The 22,327-nt window shown below is 37.6% G+C and carries 24 protein-coding genes; 14 read left to right on the forward strand and 10 right to left on the reverse strand.

Going from position 1 to position 22,327, the window contains the following annotated elements:
* Positions 1–1,065: 1,065 nt before the first annotated feature.
* The 4 genes from accC to efp all read right to left on the reverse strand — a co-directional run bounded on the left by accC (position 1,066) and on the right by efp (position 4,257).
* Positions 1,066–2,403: an acetyl-CoA carboxylase biotin carboxylase subunit gene (gene accC, locus ACO1O5_RS16885; protein WP_486272296.1), complete on the reverse strand. Its 1,338-nt coding sequence runs from the start codon at positions 2,401–2,403 to the stop codon at positions 1,066–1,068.
* 112 nt (positions 2,404–2,515) lie between these two features.
* The gene (locus tag ACO1O5_RS16890; protein WP_486272298.1) at positions 2,516–2,869 is read right to left on the reverse strand and encodes a four helix bundle protein; all 354 of its coding nucleotides are present in this window, start codon (positions 2,867–2,869) and stop codon (positions 2,516–2,518) included.
* Between the two features lie 111 nt (positions 2,870–2,980).
* On the reverse strand, positions 2,981–3,454 hold the full coding sequence (gene accB / locus ACO1O5_RS16895) for an acetyl-CoA carboxylase biotin carboxyl carrier protein (RefSeq protein ID WP_486272300.1): 474 nt from the start codon (positions 3,452–3,454) through the stop codon (positions 2,981–2,983).
* A 236-nt stretch (positions 3,455–3,690) separates the two neighbouring features.
* A complete protein-coding gene (gene efp / locus ACO1O5_RS16900; protein ID WP_486272302.1) occupies positions 3,691–4,257 on the reverse strand; it encodes an elongation factor P in 567 nt (188 codons plus the stop codon).
* A 144-nt stretch (positions 4,258–4,401) separates the two neighbouring features.
* Here efp and ACO1O5_RS16905 point away from each other — a divergent pair, with 144 nt between their 5' ends.
* The gene (locus ACO1O5_RS16905) at positions 4,402–4,896 is read left to right on the forward strand and encodes a TlpA family protein disulfide reductase (RefSeq protein WP_486272304.1); all 495 of its coding nucleotides are present in this window, start codon (positions 4,402–4,404) and stop codon (positions 4,894–4,896) included.
* 88 nt (positions 4,897–4,984) lie between these two features.
* On the opposite strand, the gene ACO1O5_RS16910 is transcribed toward ACO1O5_RS16905, so the two are convergent.
* A complete protein-coding gene (locus ACO1O5_RS16910) occupies positions 4,985–5,665 on the reverse strand; it encodes a T9SS type A sorting domain-containing protein (protein ID WP_486272306.1) in 681 nt (226 codons plus the stop codon).
* Between the two features lie 163 nt (positions 5,666–5,828).
* Between ACO1O5_RS16910 and mdh the strand changes: the two genes are divergently transcribed.
* Entirely contained in the window at positions 5,829–6,755 is a 927-nt protein-coding gene (mdh, locus tag ACO1O5_RS16915; protein WP_486272307.1) for a malate dehydrogenase, read from the forward strand.
* A gap of 203 nt (positions 6,756–6,958) precedes the next feature.
* The gene (locus tag ACO1O5_RS16920) at positions 6,959–7,495 is read left to right on the forward strand and encodes an SRPBCC family protein (RefSeq protein ID WP_486272309.1); all 537 of its coding nucleotides are present in this window, start codon (positions 6,959–6,961) and stop codon (positions 7,493–7,495) included.
* 31 nt (positions 7,496–7,526) lie between these two features.
* On the opposite strand, the gene ACO1O5_RS16925 is transcribed toward ACO1O5_RS16920, so the two are convergent.
* Positions 7,527–8,153, reverse strand: a complete 627-nt coding sequence (locus ACO1O5_RS16925; protein ID WP_486272311.1) for a TMEM175 family protein — start codon at positions 8,151–8,153, stop codon at positions 7,527–7,529.
* A 253-nt stretch (positions 8,154–8,406) separates the two neighbouring features.
* On the opposite strand from ACO1O5_RS16925, the gene ACO1O5_RS16930 reads away from it, so the two are divergent.
* The 5 genes from ACO1O5_RS16930 to lipB all read left to right on the forward strand — a co-directional run bounded on the left by ACO1O5_RS16930 (position 8,407) and on the right by lipB (position 13,817).
* Positions 8,407–9,078 carry a GDSL-type esterase/lipase family protein gene (locus ACO1O5_RS16930; protein ID WP_486272313.1) on the forward strand — a complete coding sequence of 224 codons (672 nt, stop codon included), beginning with the start codon at positions 8,407–8,409 and terminating at the stop codon, positions 9,076–9,078.
* A 22-nt stretch (positions 9,079–9,100) separates the two neighbouring features.
* Positions 9,101–10,651, forward strand: coding sequence for a glycerol-3-phosphate dehydrogenase/oxidase (locus ACO1O5_RS16935; protein ID WP_486272315.1), 1,551 nt, complete (start codon positions 9,101–9,103; stop codon positions 10,649–10,651).
* An 87-nt stretch (positions 10,652–10,738) separates the two neighbouring features.
* The gene (gene glpK / locus ACO1O5_RS16940) at positions 10,739–12,232 is read left to right on the forward strand and encodes a glycerol kinase GlpK (RefSeq protein WP_486272317.1); all 1,494 of its coding nucleotides are present in this window, start codon (positions 10,739–10,741) and stop codon (positions 12,230–12,232) included.
* 60 nt (positions 12,233–12,292) lie between these two features.
* Entirely contained in the window at positions 12,293–13,000 is a 708-nt protein-coding gene (locus ACO1O5_RS16945) for an MIP/aquaporin family protein (RefSeq protein ID WP_486272319.1), read from the forward strand.
* Between the two features lie 67 nt (positions 13,001–13,067).
* Complete coding sequence (gene lipB / locus ACO1O5_RS16950) at positions 13,068–13,817, forward strand: lipoyl(octanoyl) transferase LipB (protein ID WP_486272321.1); 750 nt, start codon at positions 13,068–13,070, stop codon at positions 13,815–13,817.
* Here the strand turns inward: lipB and ACO1O5_RS16955 are convergent.
* On the reverse strand, positions 13,777–14,505 hold the full coding sequence (locus tag ACO1O5_RS16955; RefSeq protein WP_486272323.1) for a hypothetical protein: 729 nt from the start codon (positions 14,503–14,505) through the stop codon (positions 13,777–13,779). The two genes, lipB and ACO1O5_RS16955, sit on opposite strands and share 41 nt — an antisense overlap.
* Before the next feature lie 61 nt (positions 14,506–14,566).
* Positions 14,567–15,481 (reverse strand): 1-aminocyclopropane-1-carboxylate deaminase/D-cysteine desulfhydrase, encoded by a 915-nt coding sequence (locus tag ACO1O5_RS16960; protein ID WP_486272325.1) that lies wholly within the window; start codon positions 15,479–15,481, stop codon positions 14,567–14,569.
* A 136-nt stretch (positions 15,482–15,617) separates the two neighbouring features.
* Here ACO1O5_RS16960 and ACO1O5_RS16965 point away from each other — a divergent pair, with 136 nt between their 5' ends.
* Entirely contained in the window at positions 15,618–16,517 is a 900-nt protein-coding gene (locus ACO1O5_RS16965; protein ID WP_486272327.1) for a nucleotidyltransferase family protein, read from the forward strand.
* Positions 16,518–16,619: 102 nt separating this feature from the next.
* Here ACO1O5_RS16965 and ACO1O5_RS16970 read toward each other — a convergent pair whose 3' ends face one another.
* Together ACO1O5_RS16970 and ACO1O5_RS16975 are read right to left on the reverse strand one after the other, a co-directional pair.
* Entirely contained in the window at positions 16,620–17,720 is a 1,101-nt protein-coding gene (locus ACO1O5_RS16970; protein WP_486272328.1) for a S1C family serine protease, read from the reverse strand.
* A gap of 11 nt (positions 17,721–17,731) precedes the next feature.
* Complete coding sequence (locus tag ACO1O5_RS16975; RefSeq protein ID WP_486272330.1) at positions 17,732–18,298, reverse strand: RNA polymerase sigma factor; 567 nt, start codon at positions 18,296–18,298, stop codon at positions 17,732–17,734.
* A gap of 135 nt (positions 18,299–18,433) precedes the next feature.
* On the opposite strand from ACO1O5_RS16975, the gene ACO1O5_RS16980 reads away from it, so the two are divergent.
* From ACO1O5_RS16980 to ACO1O5_RS17000, 5 genes are all read left to right on the forward strand, one after another.
* Positions 18,434–18,634, forward strand: coding sequence for a hypothetical protein (locus ACO1O5_RS16980; RefSeq protein WP_486272332.1), 201 nt, complete (start codon positions 18,434–18,436; stop codon positions 18,632–18,634).
* A 349-nt stretch (positions 18,635–18,983) separates the two neighbouring features.
* Positions 18,984–19,808, forward strand: a complete 825-nt coding sequence (locus ACO1O5_RS16985) for a prephenate dehydratase (RefSeq protein ID WP_486272333.1) — start codon at positions 18,984–18,986, stop codon at positions 19,806–19,808.
* Complete coding sequence (locus ACO1O5_RS16990; protein ID WP_486272335.1) at positions 19,808–20,971, forward strand: pyridoxal phosphate-dependent aminotransferase; 1,164 nt, start codon at positions 19,808–19,810, stop codon at positions 20,969–20,971. Before ACO1O5_RS16985 ends, ACO1O5_RS16990 begins: the two co-directional genes overlap by 1 nt.
* A complete protein-coding gene (locus tag ACO1O5_RS16995) occupies positions 20,964–21,812 on the forward strand; it encodes a prephenate dehydrogenase (RefSeq protein WP_486272337.1) in 849 nt (282 codons plus the stop codon). The genes ACO1O5_RS16990 and ACO1O5_RS16995 overlap by 8 nt, the downstream gene beginning before the upstream one ends.
* Positions 21,809–22,243 carry a GNAT family N-acetyltransferase gene (locus ACO1O5_RS17000; protein ID WP_486272338.1) on the forward strand — a complete coding sequence of 145 codons (435 nt, stop codon included), beginning with the start codon at positions 21,809–21,811 and terminating at the stop codon, positions 22,241–22,243. The genes ACO1O5_RS16995 and ACO1O5_RS17000 overlap by 4 nt, the downstream gene beginning before the upstream one ends.
* Positions 22,244–22,327: the final 84 nt, after the last annotated feature.

Below are 22,327 nucleotides of genomic sequence, written 5' to 3' on the forward strand. Positions count from 1 at the left end.
GGCGCAACCGCATGAATGTCTATATTTTGACGATCGTCCAATGCTGGTTGAAGCTGCAAAAAAAGAAGGAATTCATGCACATCATCATACAAGTTTCGAATATACGAAGGAGATTATCAGTTCACTAATTGGCTGATTCTTTAAATAACTTGTTTAGATTTTCGGTTAGGGATATCAAATTACAAAAGGCCATTAATCACCGTTTCTTTTCCAACAATTTTTTAAACTGCAAAAATATTTTAAGATATCCCATGGCCCAATCTTGTTCGGGTTGCCCTCTGCACCGCCTTGCGCCGCTTAATATTGTCTTTATCGTTTTATCATTATCACAATAGAATCTACATTCCATCGTTTTGACTAGTCTGCTACGACGATGTTAACACAACTTGATAAACCAATCCACTCAATAAATTTGCCTGCCGGCCAATTTTTGAAATAGCCTGTGAGTTCCCCAACCATTGTCGGTCATTTGCTCTAAAAAATTCTTCTTTCTCCAATTTTCTTATCGGGTAACCTGAGTCAGTGTTTATTTATGCAACAACCTTACGAATGTTATTAATCCTATCGATGATTGTTTGGGCAAATGCCTGCAAGCAAAAAAGATAAGCGAAACGTTGAAAGTATTCTTATATAATTATGATTAATTGTCCGGTCGCCATATAGCTGCTTTATTTCAGTAGTTATTTTGTGTGCTAAATAAATTTCGTTTATTCCTTCCTGTTATGCTCATCAGGGTTATTCAATTTGTTGATAGATAGAAAAAGTAAAATTTTTCCAAAAAAACTGAGTTTATATTTTTTAAATAAAATAAAATGTAGAAAAAATTCTATAATATATACGATATTTTATTACACGCAAGCCTTTTCAATCAAAGGACCTTTGTGAAAATTCAAATTATTGTTATCTGAACCTATGAGATTAACCCCTCAACAAGAAGGCCATGCTTTTAAAGCGTGGCCCTTTTGTTCTAATCACATTAAAATACTTTACGGAAAGTCGCCAATTTAAAGAATCAATTATTTGCCTTGAAACATTGGCAATGTAAAAGACTGGCCGCTTTTACTGTTATTCCATTTTAAAATTATCTAAAAATTTGGTGGTGAAATTCCCAGAGCGGAAGTTTTCATTTTTCATTAGCTTTTTATGAAATGGAATAGTTGTTTTTATTCCTTCAATTACGTATTCACTCAGGGCACGACTCATGGTGTTAATTGCTTCATTACGGGTTTGTGCAACCGCAATTAATTTTCCAATCATGCTATCGTAATAAGGTGGTATCACATAACCAGCATATGCATGGCTGTCAACCCGAACACCATGTCCACCCGGTTGATGCAACACGGTTATACGTCCCGGCGATGGGCGAAAATCATTGTACGGGTCTTCAGCGTTGATCCTGCATTCTATTGCATGCATTTCAGGATAATAATTTCTGCCCGAGATACTTTCGCCGAAAGCAATCTTTATTTGTTCTTTAATTAAATCGTAATTAACCACTTCTTCAGTAACACAATGTTCCACCTGGATCCGCGTGTTCATTTCCATGAAATAAAAATTGCGATGCTTATCTACCAAAAATTCAATAGTGCCAACACTCTCATAATTTATAGCCGATGCCGCTTTAATAGCAGCTTCCCCCATTTTTTCTCTAAGCTCGGGAGTCATAAAAGGCGACGGAGATTCTTCTACCAACTTCTGATGACGCCTTTGAATCGAACAATCACGTTCGCTAAGATGACATACATTTCCGAATTGGTCTCCCGCAATTTGTATTTCAATATGTCTTGGCTCTTCTACAAATTTTTCCATGTAAATGCCGTCATTTTTAAATGAGGCAGCAGCTTCGGTCCTCGCATTGTCAAACGCCTTTTCAATATCTTTCTCTTCCCACACAACACGCATCCCCTTGCCACCACCGCCGGCGGTTGCTTTTAAAATTACCGGGTATCCAATTTCCTTTGCAAGTCCTTTGGCGTGGTCTACACTTTTTAATAAGCCTTCACCGCCCGGCACAACAGGAACCCCCGCCTTTATCATGGTTTCTTTCGCCGTTATTTTATCGCCCATGCTATTGATCATTTCCGGGGTGGGACCGATAAATTTTATTCCATGGTCAGTACATATCTGGGCAAATTTCGAATTTTCTGCCAGGAAGCCATAGCCGGGATGTATAGCATCTGCGTTGGTAATTTCAATGGCAGCCATTATGTGCGGAATGTTGAGGTAACTATCGATGCTGGCTGGTTTTCCAATACAAACTGCCTCGTCGGCAAATCTTACATGAAGGCTATCTTTATCAGCGGTTGAATAAACCGCAACAGTTTTAATGCCCATTTCCTTACAGGTCCTGATAATCCGTAAAGCAATCTCACCCCTGTTGGCAATAAGTATTTTTTTAAACATAGTCGTATTAATGTGCTAATTAGCTGATGTGCTAATATGCTAATTTTTGGAAGTTTTTAAATGGTAAAACATTTCTCAGTACAAATTGTCGGTTTGTCTCATTAGCTAATTATTAAAAAATTAAAAAGCTAAGCAAATAACTGGTTGGGTTTTTTCTCTTTGCAGTACCCAATATCTTGTTAAGAACTTTTTGGATTTGCTCAAGTTTTTCAAGTAAAGAATTGCTACCCGGATAATTTTTTGAATAATTGCAAAGCATCAGCCAATATTGCGTTTCGTCCGCTTCTTTTGCGGCAATTTTTATTTTATGTATGAAGTCTGCTTTACTTTCTGCATTCTGTGATTCCATGGAATTTGCTCCGATAGAAGTACCAGATCTAAGTAGTTGCCGACTTAATGTGTATTTTTTTATATCATTCAACATATCGCAATAATCAATCACAGTCAGAGAAAAATCAAAAGTCAATTTTAAAATTGGATTCGACTCGATCAGCTCCTTTTTCATGATAAAATGTTTTGTTCCGCTCGTGATTTCAATTAGCAAATTGGTTTATCAGCACATTTGCTAATTAATAGTTTAAGCAGGTTCTACTAAAAACAGAGGCTGGTCAAATTCCACTGGCGAAGCGTCTTCAACCAGAACTTTTACAATAGTGCCGGATACTTCACTTTCAATTTCATTAAAAAGTTTCATGGCCTCGATAATGCAAACAACCTGTCCCTCTTCAACCTCATCGCCCACATTTACAAATATTGGTTTACCGGGACCTGACTGGCGGTAAAACGTTCCGATCATCGGGCTCTTAATTGTGAGAAGATTGTCTGTTTTTGTAGAAGGGGTTTCCGGAGTTTTTACATTTGCCGGCGGAGACGTTGCTGGCGGAAGTACTTGTTGTGGCTGCACATATTGTTGGACGGGAGCCGCAAATTGTTGTGAAGGTTGTTTCTTTTGCTTTATCGTGATTTTAAAGTCGTTTTTCTCAATACTAAGCTCACCGATATTACTTTTATTAACAAGCTTTACAAGTTCCTGAATTTGTTTAATGTCCATATTTACAAATTAAATTTATGTTATGGAAAGAAGGCAGCTAAGATAGGGATGATTTATGAAAATAGCATTTTTAAAAAAATAAAAAAATGGAAGAAATCGAAAGATTTTTAAAGGAAACTAAAGATTATTAGCAAAAAATGCTGGTTTTTTTGCTCAAAAAAGGAAAAATTCGGGAGATGAATTTATAATCATTTGATCCAAACAGATCTTATTTTTGATAACGGCAAACCGGAGTATTATTCCTTAACTCTTTCTACGTACTCACCTGTTTTTGTATTTACCCGTATCAGTTCACCTTCGTTTACAAATAACGGCACGTTAACGGTGGCGCCTGTTTCAACCGTTGCAGGTTTTAGTGTGCGGGTAGCAGTATCGCCTCTTACGCCAGGTTCACTGTAGGTCACTAATACAACAATTTTGTCAGGAAGTTCTACACCCATTGGCTGGTCAGTTTCTCCATTTATTAAAACAGAGACTTCCTGGCCATCTTTCAAAAACTGTGGTGCATCAACCATTTCAGGAGGTACAGAAATTTGCTCGTAGGTAGTTGTGTCCATAAAAGTATAACCCGTATCATCTTTATATAAAAACTGGTAGGGCTTTTTTTCAACTCTCACAGGAAAGATTGTTTCACCGCTGTTCCATGTTTGTTCAATTGTACGGCTATTATCAACTCCCTTTAGTTTTGCCCAAACTTTTGCCGCCGCCCGGGCAGTTTTGTTTTGACCAAATTCTATCACAGTGTAAAGGCTACCGTCAATTTTTAATATCAGTCCTGTTCTCATATCTGAAGTAGATGCCATAACTTTTTTTTAAGGGCGTGAAGGTATTAAAAAGGAACGAAAATGAAAATTGAATTGACATGAAAATTTCAAAATGAAGCAACAGCCTAATTTTTACATTTTTATTTTTTCTTATTCATATATCTTTATTCAAAATTTATACTCTTGAAAAAAATATTCTTATTGCCCATATTTATATTTTTCTACATAGTTGCATTTTCGCAGGAAGATAGTACAGCACCCGTTTACCAGAGGTTTCCTACTATTCCCGAGTTTACCGTATTTAAGGCGCCTGACAGTACTACATTCACGCGGAATGACCTTAAAAAAAATAAGCCCGTTGTTTTTATGATTTTTAGTCCTGATTGTGAACATTGCCAGCATGAGACTGAAAAATTAATCGCTAATATTGATAAATTTAAGAATGCCCAGATCGTTATGATCACCTATCTGCCATATAATGAGATGATGGTGTTTTATAAGAACTATAAGATTGCCGACTACCCGCAAATTACGATGGCGAGAGATACAAAATTTTTCTTCCCTGTATTTTTTAAAGTGAGAAACCTCCCTTCTATTTTCGTTTATGATAAAAAGGGAAATCTTAAAAAGAATTTTGAAGGAAGTGTAAATACCGACCTGATCTCCGATGAATTGTAATAGCCATTTCTTACACTAAAGGAATCAATGCATTCAAACTAATAGTTGTCGTCAAATCCTTGTAATTAATAATTTATTGTCGCATAATTTATTGCTTGATGAATTTATCATTCAATTGCACATCGGCAGCAACATTTATTTTAATGAAGTAAATACCGGCGTGAAGGTTACTAACAGGTACGTGTAGTTGCTTATTATTTGATGCCGCTCTGAAACGAAGTACTATTTTTCCCGAAGCATCCTGTATCACTACATTAATTACGCCTTTTATTAAGTCGTTCCTTCTGTAATTAAGATTGAGCATATCTCGTACCGGGTTGGGCATAATTTGCCATGCGTTGCTGGTGTTCCCAATCTCCGGCTTAGTAATTGTAGGGTCTCGTTTGAGTACGGACCTTGCGTTTGGATGATTGGTTTTTGGATTATTAACACTTGCGGTATTTGAAATTTCAACAATATTTTCATTGGTATCATACACTTTTACCCGATAATACAATTGTTGTTCATCTGTAAAATTATCGCGGTAAGCAAGTATTGTTGATGCTGTATAATTTCTGAAAACGGGATTTGCAGCGGCCGGCGACCAAACAACTCCATCAATGCTTTTAAATAAAATATAGGCGGTGCTTCCAGGATAATTCACCATATTCCATTGCAATGTAACTGTTGAACTCCCTGCACTGGTTAAGGCCACTAAATGGATTGCTGCAGTAGATTTGATAGAGCCAAACAATGAAAAAATAAACATTAAGAATAAATGCCGCTTCATGGTAGTGTTTGGAAATAGACTATTAAATTAGAATAAAGAATAAAGCCGGCTAGTTAAAGAAGCTGTAAAAAAGTATTCGATGGTATTCTTTTTTACTTTTTTATAAAAGCATTATTCAATTACCTTTGGCCGGAAAATAATTTTCTAAAATAAATACGATAAAATGAAAGTAACCGTAGTAGGTGCAGGTGCAGTAGGAGCTACTTGTGCCGATAACATCGCAAGGAAAGAGCTTTGCGAAGAATTGGTTTTGCTTGATATTAAAGAAGGCATATCCGAAGGTAAATCAATTGACTTTTCACAAAGTGCAGCATTGCTCGGAAGCGACACTAAAATTATTGGCAGCACAAATGACTATAAGAAAACGGCGGGAAGTAACGTTGTGATTATCACTTCTGGTATTCCCCGTAAGCCAGGAATGACTAGAGAAGAATTGATCGGTATAAATGCCGGCATTGTAAAGGGCGTTACACACAATATTTTAGATCAGTCGCCGGATGCAATTATTATTGTTATCAGCAACCCGATGGACACAATGACTTATCTCGCATTGAAATCGAGCGGGATTCCAAAGAATCGTATTATTGGAATGGGCGGCGCTTTAGACAGTAGTCGCTTCAAATACTATTTATCTGTTGCTTTAGGTTGCTCTATGCAGGATCTGCAGGCAGTTGTTATTGGAGGCCACGGCGATACTACTATGATTCCTTTAACGAGGTTAGCGACATACAATGGAACGCCTGTTTCCAATTTATTAGATGAAGCGACCTTAAAAAAAGTAGCCGCAGATACGATGGTCGGTGGCGCCACACTCACCGGCTTGCTTGGTACCAGTGCATGGTACGCTCCTGGTGCTGCTGGTGCATTTCTGGTTGAAGCTATTTTACGGGATGAAAAGAAACTGATGCCTTGCAGTGTTATGCTGGACGGTGAATACGGACAAAAAGATATTTGTATTGGTGTGCCCGTTGTACTTGGTAAAAACGGTTGGGAAAAAATTATTGATTATAAATTAAATGCTGAGGAGCAGGCAGCATTTGCTAAAAGCGCCGATGCTGTAAGGAATATGAATGAAGCGCTGACACTGTAGATTTTTATATTTATGTTTTGTTTGAATGGCGGATTTTTATCTGCCATTTTTGTTGCTATTAATAAAATAGATATTATTGAAATGCCAATCATAAAAATTTAATGCCGTCCGGCATTTCAGAAAATCCAAACTTAATTTTAATTTGTATTTTGAAGAAGATTTTTGGTGTTGAAAATACTTTTAAAAAACTAAAACCAAAACTTATGAGAAGGACTTTAATTGTTGCTTGCTTAACAATCTGTGGTCTTTTTACATTCGCTCAAAAAGTAACCAACACATCTTATATAAACCAAACCGGCGAAAAGGTTCTTCGTCTTGAAATGGCAATTCCTGTTGATATTTCCAAAGCCTGGGAACTTTTTACAAACGACAGCCAATTAAAAAAATGGATTGCACCGTTGGCGCATATTGAATTGAAAATGGGCGGCTATATTCTAACTAATTACGACAGTACCAAGACGCTCTCTGATCCTTCATCTATAAAACTGGTTATCATAAATTATATAGAAAAGGAGTTACTAACGTTGAAGGTAAAATTGAATAACTCTTTCCCTTTAAGTGTTCAAAATGAAGATGAAAACCTGCAGGAAATTATCCAATTCAAAGATGCAGGAGACGGCAAAACGAAAATTGTTTCTGCCATGGTGTGCTGGGGTGTTGGCCCCGATTGGGATAAGACGTACGAGTTTTTTGAAAAAGGAAACACATGGACATATCAGGAAATGGCTAAGCTCTTTTAGATAAACCGCATGGATTCTTACCTCCAGAAAATCAGGGAAGATATTTATCTAATTTATTTGGTAACAGGTAAAGTATAGGAGTAATAAAAAATATGATGATACTTGCGAGCGGAAAGAAAAAAGAAATGGCGATAGCAATTGCATAAAATAAAGGTGAAATTAGAAACAGGATGTTGGCCTCTCTTCTTACTTCTGCCGGTAATTTCCTGGCGTGTAATGCCGGCCGGCGAATGCCATATAACCATTGGGCATATAAAGTAAGATTACAGCAACTCAGGTTCAATCCATACATCATTATAGCGTACCAGTGCAAAGTATTTGCAGCGAGAAACCGGGTGCTAAACGGAACGAGACACACCACCATATAAAATAAAACCCCAAGGAAAATAAAATATCGGTTTGTTCGGGAGATATATTCAAAAACCATTCGGTGGCCAAACCACATAATTCCTAAAACCACAAAACTTATGAAATAGCAAAAAATTTCCTGCCGTATTTCGTATAAGGCGTGAGATAAATCTCTTAGAGAATTTCCCTGTACAGAAGGTATTTTAAGTTCAATGATGAGAAACGTCATGGCAACGCTGAAAATGCCATCTCCAAGGGCTTCCAGCCGTCCGGCCGACATGGTAAGTTTATCCTGGTTGACGTCCATCATTCTAAATTAAAAATTCGCCGGAATAATCTAAAACAAATCGATCAAAATTTTTTCCTCCCTGGCAAAAGAAAATCGTTGCATAACATAGGTTTCTCTTCACAGATTAAATTGAATTTATTTTAGACGATAATTAAAAGAGGCTTTCGTAATTTCAATCATCTTATAAAACATATGTCATACGCTCAAATTTTAATGACCTTCGTAAACGGACAAAAGATTATTGAAAAAAATAATTCATTCAAAAAAAAATAAGATGTCAAAAATTATTGCCGGTCTTTTATTTGTGTGTCTCATTCATACTAGTACCCATGCGCAAAATCAACCACCGTATTACGACGAAATTCAGCATTTCAAAAAACTTGACAGCGTTCAATTCCCTCCAAAGAACGCTATCTTGTTTGTAGGTAGTTCGTCGATCCGTAAGTGGGAAGATGTACAAAGCTATTTCCCGGATAAAACCGTTATCAACCGTGGCTTTGGAGGTTCCGAACTTTCCGACGCTATCCGCTATGCAAATGATATTATTATTCCATATCATCCACGGCAAATTGTAATTTATTCCGGCGAGAACGATTTAGCATATTCTGATAATATTACGCCTGAAATTGTTTTAACGAGGTTTAAAAAACTATTCAATATTATTCGATCAGCAATGCCGGGAGTTCCAATAATTTTTATTTCAATTAAACCTAGTCCGTCAAGAAAAAATCTGATGCCAAGGATGGTCATCGCGAATACGTATATTAAACAATTTTTGCACTCGAAGAAGAAAACCGTGTTTGTCGACGTCTATCATAAAATGCTCGATGAAAAAGGAAATCCAATGCCTGATATTTTTTTAGAAGACAATCTTCATATGAATGCCAAAGGTTATCACATCTGGCAAAAGGCAATTGAACCTTATTTGACAAAAGAGGAAAAATGATTTTTGTTTTCTGAAGTTCGCTATGAATAGAGAAGATACAATAGCTAAAATAAAGAGTACCGATAAATGGGATGTTATCGTAATTGGCGGTGGAGCTTCCGGTTTGGGAATTGCGGTAGAATCTGCAAGCCGCGGCTATGCGACACTGTTAGTTGAGCAATCAGATTTCGCTAAATCTACTTCGTCAAAAAGCACAAAGCTCGTTCATGGTGGAGTAAGATATCTTGCGCAAGGCAATATTAGTCTTGTGAGGGAAGCAACTATCGAGAGAGGATTGCTCTCAAAAAATGCGCCTCACCTCGTAAAAAATCAGACCTTTATAATTCCTGTCTACAACTGGTGGAGCCGGCTGAAGTATACCATGGGTTTGAAATTATATGATTGGATATCGGGACATTTAAGCCTGGGTCCTTCCGTTTTTATTCCTCGTAAAAAAGTAATGGAAAAACTGCCGGGCATTATCTCCAAAAATTTAGCCGGGGGTGTTTTATATCACGATGGACAATTTGATGATGCCAGGCTGGCTGTTAATCTTGCCCAAACAATTTTTGATAAGGGCGGCTATGCTGCCAATTACATGAAAGTGATTGGGTTAATTAAAGAGCAGGAAAAAACTTGCGGTGTCATCGTTTTTGATACAGAAAGCAATGAGCACTTTCCCATAAAATCAAAAGTTGTAATTAATGCTACAGGCGTATTTGTTGATGAAATTTTACAGATGGATAAACCGGGTTCCAGGAAAAATATCGCTGCAAGCCAGGGAATTCATTTGGTACTTGATAAAAAATTTTTCCCGGGAGATGATGCGATGATGATACCCGAAACCAGCGATGGAAGGGTTTTGTTTATCGTACCCTGGCATAACAAACTTTTAATGGGTACAACCGATACGCCCGTAAAAGATATTTCCCTTGAACCTGTGGCCCTGGAGAAGGAAATTCAATTCATTCTTGAAACGGCAGGCAAGTACTTAACGGTAACGCCAACACGAAAAGACATTTTGAGCGTTTTTGCTGGACTTCGGCCACTGGCGGCGGCTGAAGGAGGCGAGACAAAGGAAATTTCACGAAGCCATAAAATACTGGTATCGACTTCCGGACTGTTTTCTATTATTGGAGGCAAGTGGACAACTTATAGAAAAATGGGGGAGGATATGATTGACCGGGTTGAAAAAGAATCGGGATGGGCGCAGGTGGCATCGGCGACTGCTTCTTTACATATTCATGGGTACTCAGCAGAGTCAGACCAGGGTGATCCATTATATTTTTACGGAAGCGATGAACTATTTATGAAAAAAATAATTGGAGAAGATGAGGATGAATGGATAAGTGAAAGATTACAAATCAATAAGGCCCAGGTAATTTGGGCAATACGAGAGGAAATGGCAAGAACCGTGGAAGATGTTTTGAGCAGGCGAACGAGGGCCTTGTTGCTGGATGCTGGCGAAAGTATTCGCGTGGCTCCTCTTGTAGCAAAAGTGATGGCGCAGGAAATGAATAAAGATGAAACCTGGAAAAATAACCAGGTGGAATTGTTTAAATCTGTTGCGGCAAATTACATACTTGATAATTGATGCCGGGAAAACATTCGTCCCGCGCCTTTAATTTTTCTATTTTTATTTATCTAAATTGAGCATAGTTTATTTTCAAATTACGATTGCATGTCAAAATATATTTTATCCTTCGACCAGGGAACAACCAGCTCCCGCGCTATAATTTTTGATAAAACCGGGGCGATTAAAGCGACTGCTCAAAAAGAATTCACACAGATTTTTCCCCAACCGGGTTGGGTAGAACATGATGGAAATGAAATATGGTACACGCAACTGGGTGTGGCAACGGAAGTGGTTTTAAAAGCGGGACTTACCATCCACGATATCGCGGGAATAGGAATTACCAATCAGCGGGAGACAACGCTGGTGTGGGACAGGCACACACACCAACCGGTATATAACGCCATTGTATGGCAGGATAGACGTACATCGGAGTATTGTAATGAATTAAAGAAGGCCGGCAATGCTGAAAATATCCAGCAAAAAACAGGGCTTGTGATTGATGCCTATTTTTCTGCCACCAAGTTAAAATGGATACTGGATAACGTGCCTGGGGTCCGGCAAAGGGCAGAAAAGGGTGAACTCTGTTTTGGCACAATCGATTCCTGGCTATTATTTAAATTAACTAACGGTAAAGTACACTCGACGGATGTTACCAATGCATCCCGAACGATGTTGTTTAATATTCATTCGTTGCAGTGGGACGACGATTTATTGAAATTGTTTCATATTCCAATGTCAATGTTACCGCAAGTTAAATCGAGCAGCGAAGTATATGGATATACGGAAGAAATTCTTACTGCAAAACAGGTACCCGTTTGCGGCATTGCCGGCGATCAACAGGCAGCGCTGTTCGGACAAATGTGCATCAAACCCGGCATGGTAAAAAATACCTATGGCACCGGTTGTTTTATGTTGATGAACACAGGGGATAAACCTGTATTAAGTAAAAATAATTTGCTCACAACAATCGCATGGAAGATCGGTGATGTAACAACGTATGCGCTGGAAGGAGGCGTTTTTATTGGTGGTGCTGTGGTACAATGGTTAAGAGATGGATTAGGAATCATTAAGAATTCTGCCGATGTTGAAAAGCTGGCGTTGTCAGTAAATGATAACGGTGGCGTTTATTTCGTGCCGGCCTTTGCCGGCCTGGGAGCTCCCTACTGGAACCAATTTGCAAGAGGAACCATGCTTGGCATTACCCGCGGAACTACCAATGCTCACATTGCCAGGGCATCAATAGAGAGTATCGCTTTACAAACAATGGATGTTCTGAATGCCATGAACGCGGATGCTGCAATTCCGATTGAAGAATTGCGTGTAGATGGCGGAGCAACAGCTAATGACCTGCTAATGCAGTATCAAAGTGATATGATGAATTGTAAAGTAATTCGTCCGGAGATAACTGAAACAACTGCTTTAGGCGCCGCTTATCTTGCTGGCCTCGCCATCGGGTTTTGGGCGGATACCGGCGAAATAGAAAAGTATTGGAAAGCCGAAAAAAACTTTGAGCCACAGATGAAGGATGATGCAAGACAAAAAGAAATTCATCAATGGAAGCGGGCTATTAACGCAGCCCTGGCCTGGGCAAGTGATTAACAGATTTTACAGGTAACTATCAAATAAACATTATTCAACAAGCTCTTCAATAATTATTCTATGTCGATTTTCTTAAGTGAATTTTTGGGAACAGCAATATTAATTGCACTGGGTAACGGTGTAGTGGCGAACGTGGTATTGAATAAGACAAAGGGCAACAATAGTGGATGGATCGTTATCGCATTTGGATGGTCGATTGCGGTATTCGTCGGGGTATATGTAGCGGCTAAGTCGAGTGGCGCACATCTAAATCCTGCTGTAACCATAGCATTGGTTTATTTAAAGAAAATAAGTTGGAGTGTTGTACCGGAATACCTGGCGGGCCAACTGCTCGGAGCAATGGCCGGTAGCTTAATTGTGTGGCTCTCTTATTTGCAACATTATAAAGCTACCGGAAATGCAGAAAGTATCCTGGCAACTTTTTCTACAAGCCCTGCAATTAAAAGTGCCGGCCACAATTTTCTGACAGAATTTTTAGCAACATTTATTTTTATTCTTAGCGTATTATTCCTCGTTGCACCCTCCAATAGCCTGGGTTCTTTAGATGCTTTGCCTGTTGCTTTATTGGTTCTTGGCATTGGTTTGAGTTTTGGAGGACCTACCGGTTATGCGATTAATCCCGTTCGTGATCTTGGTCCGCGAATTATGCACCAGTTGCTCCCCATATCTAATAAGGGGTCCAGCGGTTGGCAATACGCACTGGTGCCAATCTTGGGGCCGTTGGCCGGTGGACTATTGGCTGCGATAGTTTTTAGTTATATCAGTTGATAGCACCTTTTCTACAGAAGTCTTCCGTCTGCAATCCTTTGTATCTTTGCCCGTAAAATATTTTGATTTGAACAAACAAAAAATAATTTTTGAAGACCTTGGTGTAATAAATTATAAATCTGCCTGGGATTACCAGGAAGAATTGGTTAAGAAAAATCTAGATATCAAATCTGAAATAAGAAAAGCCGAAGCAAGTGGAAATGCCATCGATTGTACAACTTCAAACCATCTTTTGTTTTGCGAACATTTGCCCGTATATACACTTGGCAAAAGCGGGCACATGGAAAATGTTTTATTAACTGAGCATCAAATGGAGGAACAGGAAATTGAATTTTTCAGAACTAACAGGGGAGGAGATATCACTTTTCACGGATTGCAACAGGTAGTTGGTTATCCCATTATTGATCTTGAGAAATTTTATACAGATATCGGTAAATACCTCAGAAGCCTTGAAGAAGTTATCATACTCACAATTAAAGAGTATGGATTAAGAGGTGATAGAAGCAAAGGTGAAACCGGTGTATGGATAGATCCGGATGTTGCGGGCAAAGAAAGAAAAATTTGCGCAATGGGCATTCGCTGCAGCAGGTGGATTACTATGCATGGCTTTGCCCTAAATGTGAATACTGATCTTAGTTATTTCAATAATATTATTCCCTGCGGCATTGTAAACAAGCAGGTTACTTCTATTGAAAAAGAGGTGGGCCATAAAATCGACTTTGAAGAAGTGAAAGAAAAACTTAAAAGAAATTTCGAAAAGGTCTTTGACGTAGAAATCATTTTATCTCAGCACCATTTTCATCAAGCACAGGCATAGCCTTGCCATCCTTAGGAATATAAAACATATGTTTTTCTACCAATAATCCATCTGCATAAACTTCAAAATTAAATAACCCGGCATGCATAAAATTTACCTTATCAAGAGTAAGGTAGGTTTCCATTACTTTTTTAATTTCAAAGAGAGGCGTGCCATCTGATTCAAAGAATTTTATTGAATATTTTTTCTTATCTGCATCTGGTAAATAAATAATAACATTATTTTCTTTGCCGGTGTACACTCGTTTTGATGGCACGAAATAGGTCTGAACAGGTCGCGTTGGTTTAACTACTTCTTTTATTTCATTTTCCTGAATTTCATTTTCTTTTGCTTCAGCAACTTTTTTTGCGGCATCAATCGAGGGCCTGTGTGATTGTGTAAACAGGTAACTTCCTCCTTCAAAAGAAATAAAAACACGATAGAACTGCGGAGGAATAAATTCCTTTGCATCAACATACCCATTCTCTTTTGCCTTTACATTTAGTACACTTCCAATGGTAGTAAATCCTTTGAGACTATCATACGATCGTTGAATATTGATGGTGGTAACGCTTTCAAAAGGATTAACCCATGAAACCAAAACTTTATTTCCCAGTTGTGTTACCGAAATTTTCGGAAGCGTATCCTGTGCAAAAGAAATATGATGCAGAATTAACAAGAGAGTTATAAAAAATATCGACTTATGCATAGGAACCGGACGAAGCTATTTGTTTTTATAAAATACAAATATAATCGCTTGTTAATTGAAATTAAAAATTCAGCATTCTTTCAGGCAATGATTTATTTCCCTGCAAACCACCCGAGTGTATGCATAGTATGTTTGACCCTGAAGGAAAATGATTTTTCTTAATGAGGTCATAAATACCGAACATCATCTTACCGGTATATACAAAATCGAGCGGGATCTTATTTTCTTCATAAAATGTATTCATAAAAGAAATAAGTTCAGCAGTTTTTTTAGCGTAGCCACCAAAATGATAATCATGAATAACTGAATATTTTTTTGATGATGGAACAAATAAGAAGGTAAGCCTTTCCGTTATATCATGCAGGTTTTTTAAAACACTAAAACCCATAGTTTCTGTTTCATCATTACTGCCGTGTATAAGTCCTGCAAAGGTCGTGGTTGTGCCTATTGCACAACACACGTGAGTAAATCTTTTATCGCGGAAGTAATTACAGATTAGTTTTGCTCCGTTAACCCCTTTAGTTGAAAAGCCGCCCTCCGGTATTAATGTATGATCGCCGTATTTATTAATAAGTTCTATTTGAAATTCTTCTCCATTAATTTTTTTATATAAATCTCGGCTGATATATTCCAGTTTCATTTCATTTTGCATACAAAAACGCAATGTGTGTGATAGCTGTTTTGGTTTTTCTCCCCGCACAAATCCGGTAGATTTTAATCCCGATACTTTACACGCATAGGCGGTAGCGGCGAGGTGATTGGAAAAGGCCCCTCCAAATGTAATGATATGTTTATGGGTTGAATTTGCGGCCTCTTCTAAAAAATAAAATAATTTGAAAAATTTGTTTCCGGAAACAACAGGATGAATAGCGTCTAATCGTAGCATCTGTACAGACAGATGATGTTTGTCAAACAATTCACTTTTTAATTGCTCAATATTTATTACCAGGTTACCGGGGTTATATAAGACATCCATCAATTGAATTTACTGCATAAAAATTGTTTCTTACTTTTGCGGGCAAATTTAATGAGGTTTATTATCTGCTATTTAGATAATGCAACTATGGGAATAAATTTTATTAACTATCAAACAATATAATTAAGGAGAAATTATGAAGCCTACACTTTTAGTTTTAGCAGCGGGCATGGGAAGCCGTTATGGTGGAATAAAACAAATGGATTCTTTCGGTCCTTCCGGAGAAACTATAATAGACTATTCAATTTATGACGCGATACGAAGCGGCTTTGGTAAAATCGTTTTTATTATTCGCGAAGATTTTGCAGAAGCTTTTAAAAATATATTTGATAAAAAACTTGCCGGTAAAGTTGAAGTGGCTTATGTAATGCAGGAGATGGATTCATTTACAAATGGCTTTAAGCCTTCTGCAGAACGTACTAAACCCTGGGGAACTGCACATGCGGTTTTGTGCGCCAAAGATGTTATCAACGAACCGTTTGCCGTAATCAACGCAGACGATTTTTACGGAAGAGACGCTTTTGAAAAAGCAGCAGTATTCTTAAATGATCAAGTTGCTCCGGATACATGGTGCATTATCGGTTACCAGCTCTCCAAAACACTTTCTGAAAATGGCACCGTTAGTCGTGGCGTTTGCCAGGTTGACGGCAGCGGAAATTTAATAAGCATTGCAGAACGGGTAAAAATTTATCCCGAAGGAGATAAGATCGTTTACGAAGAAGATGATAAAAAAACTGAATTGCCGGCTAATACATCAGTAAGCATGAATTTCTGGTGTCTTCATCAAAATTCTTTTGAATACATTCAAAAGTTATTTCAAAAATTTCTACACGACAATGGAGATAAACCAAAAGCAGAATTTTTTATTCCTATTGTTGGTGATGCATTTATTAAAGAAAAAAAGGGAGCTATAAAAGTGATACAAACATCAGCCCAATGGTTTGGCGTTACTTATAAAGAAGACGCTCCGGGAGTAAAGCATAGTATTGAGGCATTAGTAGAAAGCGACGTTTATCCTAAGCAACTTTGGAATTGACGAGGCGAATGGAGCAATAAGCAATGGATATTAGGTAATTCTTGATGCGCCTCAAAAATGTTTACAACATCGTACATCAAACATCGTACTTCGTAAGTTCTCTTAGTTTCCCTTAATCATATATACAAAATCTTCCAGCTTTTGAATTTGATGTACCCTGTCGAGCCCTTTTAAAGTATTCACTAGGGGAAGTTTTATTGAATCATTTCCACTGGCTTTTAGGGCGGCGTATATGTTTTTTGACTTAATTGCAAAAACAACTCCATCAGCATTAGTTTCTTTACTGCTGATAATACCAATAATATCGCCATTTTTGTTAACTACAGGTCCGCCGCTATTACCGGGGTTTGCAGATATACTGATTTGATAAGAAGCGGTATCGCCATAATAACCTGACTTTGCACTCAGGTAACCTTCACCATAAACAACTTCTTCGCGGGGATAGCCTAATGTAAAAATATGATCGCCTAGTTCCGCAGTATATTTTGGAAACGTATAAGGCAAGTCATAAACTTTCTTAAAGGCCGTATCCGAGATTTTTAAAATGGCGAGATCGGTAATTTTATCGGCATAAATTGATTTCGCAAGAAACTCTTCGCCCTTCTTATTTTCAACAATGATGTTACGGGCATTTTCTATTACATGTGCGTTGGTAATAAGAAAGCCATTACCATCTAATAAAAATGCAGTGGCCCTAAAGTTGGCTTCAAACGTCGGCCTCGCTTGGTTTTTTATTTGAGTTGACGCATCGTTAAGCCTGGTCTCAATCTGAGTTAGCTTATGTTGAAATTGGTTAAGTTTTGTATCTACAAGAGGAGTAATATTTTCTACTTGTTTCTTTCCTGAATACATAGAAACGATTGTTGCAGTTGAAATGGAAACAATTCCTGCTATGCAAGCGGCAACAGCAATAACCCGTCGGTATTTATTCCATAAATAAATGACTTTTGCTTTTCCCTTTGCTTCCCTGCGTGTAATAAACCCTTCGTTGGTGAGCCTGGTTTCAACTTCATCGAGATTGTGCTTGTATGCTTTAACGTCGCTCATTTTCTCAAGTTCCGCTAAAAAGAAAGTATGCTCGGCAGCCAATTGATCTATGTCCGGATTACTCTTTCTTAATTCTTCAAAGAAAGTAATTTCCTGCGGCGACATTTCGCCTTTTCTGTATCTTTCAACTGCATCTAAAAGTAAAGTATCGTCCATAATATTATATTTTATTCGCCATTTTTATATTGAGCAAAAAATAATTTCTTGAGTCTGATGAGGCACTTATATTTCTGCGTTTTTGCATTGTCGGCATTCGTGTAACCAAATGATTCAGCAATCTCAGGCATCGATTTTTTTTGAATGTAGTAAGCTTCTAATAAACTCTTGCAAGGCTCACCAATTTTTAGCAAGGCGCTTTCCATTAAATTAAAATCGTTATTCAGCTTTTCATGTTCATCTATTTCTTCGTCAACGGGTATTGTTTCATCCAATAGTTCAAATGCCGGATAAAACCTGTTTTGCTGTTGAAGTTTTTTTAGCCAAAGCCGCCTGCAAATTGAATATAAATAAGTTTTGATCTGGCAGCTTAAAACAAAAGATTTCAATTTTGCTTTCTCAAAAAGAACTATCATCGCCTCCTGGAATATATCTCTCGCATCCTCGGGGTAGCCATTATTTTTGACTATAAATGCCTGAATAGTGCTATAATTCTCCCTGTAAATCGTTTCAATCGCACTCGTTTCGTTGGCAGCCAGGCCTTCTAATAGCGCTTTTTCTTTTTCAAATATATTCACCCGGATTACAATTAATACTTAGAATGTGGAAAAGTAACCCAAAAAATATATCAAAAAAACTTTTTTAACATGGGTTACCTTTTGGAAATAAGGGTATAAACGTAAAATAATTATAAAAATCTAAATTAAATTAACATGAAAAAATTACTGGTTATCGTTTGCACATCTGCATTACTCGCGGCATGTGGTGGTGGTTCAAGTTCAGAAGAAACAAAAACTGATTCTACATCTACTATGTCTACAGACACTTCTAAAATGGCTCCAATGGCTGCCGACACAACTTCAAAGATGTCTGCAGATACATCTAAGATGGCTGCTGACACTACAAAGAAATAATTATTGATAGTATAATAATGTCATAAATTTTTATTTGGCAGGCAATCTAAAAGCCGTTTCTGAAAAGAAGCGGTTTTTATTTTTAAAACACCGCTGGCTGGTGCGACTGTAATTTATTTTCGTTTAACACATTTTTGTTTGTTTTTGAGCCATTAAAAAAAATTGATTGGAAAATTCATTTAGCATCCTTACTTTTGGCAAATTAAATAATGAACACTACAAAAGCATATACCTTTTTTTATTTTAGCTACTATTTTAGAAATAGTCCGGGAGGCTTTTGTTAAAACTTAATATAAAAAGATAACATAAAGAAATCCCGGCCAAGAGCCGGGATTCTTGTTTTAATACGATGAGCAAAAAAATATCCATACAAGGGTTTGAAGGAAGTTTTCACCAGGTAGCCGCCCGCCAGTTTTTTGGGAATGACGTTGAAATTATCTGTTGTTCCACATTTCGGGAAGTGGTCAAGATTGCATCTGAAAAGAGTGTGAGCGACGGCGGAATAATGGCGATCGAAAATTCGCTTGCCGGGAGTATTTTACCCAACTACAACCTGCTGCAGAAAAGCCATTTAAAAATTATAGGAGAAGTGTATCTTAAAATAAATCAAAATCTTCTAATCAATCCAGGTGTAACCCTCGAGGATATTCGCGAAGTACACTCTCATCCCATGGCGCTCTTACAATGTATGGACTTCCTGGAAAAATATAACTGGAAGCTGATTGAAACGGAGGATACTGCATTAAGTGCAAAACACATTCATCAACACAGGAGCAAACATATAGCCGCAATTGCCAGTAAGCTTGCGGCAGAATTATATAATTTAAATGTTGTTGCGCCAAACATTCATTCTCTTAAAAATAATTATACACGGTTTTTAGTATTGCAAGTTCCTGAGTCGGCGCAAGCCGTTAAGGATGCAGATAAAGCCTCCATTAACTTTCAAACAGATCATTCAAAGGGTAGCCTGGCGAAAGTGCTTTCAAAAATTGCGGAGGGAGATATTAATCTAAGCAAGCTGCAGTCATTCCCGATTCCGGGAAGCGATTGGAGATACTCCTTTCATGCAGATTTGGAATTTCAAAGTATAGATCAATTCAATAAAGTGATAAATGATATACAACCGATAACTGAGGCTTTGAGAATTTACGGTGTATATAAAAAAGGTAAATAATGGAGCTATCGAAACGACTGGAAGGAGTGGGCGAATATTATTTTTCTCAAAAGCTGAGGGAGATTGACGATATGAATAAGGCGGGGAAGCAGGTTATTAATTTAGGAATTGGAAGCCCGGATATGCCGCCTCATTCTGATGTTATCAAAACTTTACAAGAGGAGGCCGCAAAGCCTAACACCCATGCTTACCAGAATTATAAAGGAAGCCCCATTTTAAGAAATGCCATTTCAAAATGGTATAAGAAGTGGTATGATGTTGATTTAGATCCTGATTCAGAAATATTACCACTTATCGGAAGTAAGGAAGGAATTATGCATGTTTGCATGACTTATATTAATGCAGGAGATGTAGTATTAATTCCTGATCCTGGTTATCCAACTTATAAGAGTGCCGCAACAATTGCCGGTGCTAACGTAGTACCTTATACGCTCAAAGAAGAAAATAACTGGTTTCCTGATTTTGCCGAGCTGGAAAAAATGGGTTTGAAGAACGTAAAACTGATGTTTGTAAATTATCCCCAGATGCCAACCGGGCAATTGCCAACAAAAGAATTATTTCAACAGTTGATTGCCTTTGCAAAAAAACATGATATTCTTCTTTGCCACGATAATCCTTATAGTTTCATTTTGAATAAAACACCTATGAGCTTATTAAGTGTTGAAGGCGCTAAGGACGTGGCAATTGAATTGAATTCATTGAGTAAAAGCCACAACATGGCGGGATGGAGAGTCGGGATGTTAGCCGGTAAAAAAGAAAGAATTGATGAAATTCTTCGCTTTAAAAGCAATATGGACAGCGGTATGTTCCTACCTGTGCAACTGGCCGCAGCAAAAGCTTTGGAATTAGAGCAGGATTGGCACGACAAGTTAAATGAAGTATACTCGAAACGAAGAGAAAAGGTGTTCGAACTCCTGCAATTATTGAAATGTAAGTTTGATAAAGGACAGGCTGGTTTGTTTGTCTGGGCTGCTATACCTCCTGTGTTTAAAGATGGATATGAATTAAGTGACTCGGTTTTGCAGCAATCAAATGTATTTATAACACCCGGTGGAATTTTTGGCAATGGAGGAAGTAAATATATAAGAGTGAGTTTGTGTGCCACCGAAGAAAAAATTGGCGAAGCGATTGATAGAATTAAAAAAGAAACACTGAATGTTTAATAACGTGACTATAGTTGGTGTTGGTTTAATTAGTGGCTCTTTTGCCCTGGCCATGAAAGATAAAGGCTATGCCAAAAAAATTATAGGCGTTAGCAGAACCAAAGCCAGCACCGACAAAGCAAAAGAATTAGGAATAATAAATGAGGCATTGCCTTTGGAAGAGGCGGTGAAACAAAGTGATTTTATTTATGTTGCTATTCCGGTTGATGCAACAATACCGGTGATGAAAAAAATAATGGACCTGGTAACCGATAAACAAATAGTGGCAGATGCAGGGTCCACAAAATTTGTGTTGTGCAAAGCATTGGCCGATCACCCTATGCGTAAACGATTTGTGGCAACTCACCCAATGTGGGGTACCGAATATAGTGGCCCGGAAGCTGCTGTGAGAGGCGCTTTTAAAGATAGATCGTGTGTAATATGTGAAAAAGAAAGGAGTGATGAACAAGCCGTTAGTACCGTTGAAAATATTTATAAATCACTTGGAATGCATATCGCTTATATGGATCCGGAAAATCATGATATACATGCGGCTTATGTAAGCCATATATCGCACATAACATCTTTTGCGTTGGCCAATACCGTTTTGGAAAAGGAAAAAGAAGAAGATGCTATTTTTGAATTAGCCGGTGGTGGTTTTGAAAGCACTGTTCGTTTGGCAAAAAGCAGCCCAGCCATGTGGGCACCGATATTTATGCAAAACAGGGAAAATGTTTTAGACGTTTTAAATGAGCATATTTCGCAATTAAGAAAATTTAAAAGTTGCCTGGAAAAAGAGAACTATGAATACTTAGTTGAGTTAATGGAAAATGCAAACAAGATAACCAGAATTATAAAATGATTTTCAGGGAAGCAAATATTAATGATATAAAACAAATTCAAAGCGTACGGCATTCCGTAAAAGAAAATGTTTTATCGAATCCCGCTTTGGTAACGGATGAAGATTGCGAGGAATTTTTAACTAAAAGAGGTAAGGGCTGGGTTTGCGAAATAGAAAATAATATTGTCGCTTTTGCTATTGCAGATTTAAAAGATAAAAACATTTGGGCATTATTTGTACAACCCGAATTTGAACATATAGGAATTGGCAAGAGGCTACATAAAATAATGCTTGACTGGTATTTTGCACAAGGTAAAAAGGATGTTTGGTTGGGAACATTACCTAATACAAGGGCTGAAATATTTTACAGAATGCATGGATGGAAAGAAGTTGGTACACATGGTAAAGGCGAAATAAAATTTGAAATGAGTTTAGATAATTGGAAAAAATAGGACTGGCACTTTAGTATTATTAAAATAATTTAACAATGCAAACACAAACAACAAGAATGAAAGATTTAATGCAGGAAAAATGGA

This window comes from Ginsengibacter sp. (genome assembly GCF_057362405.1).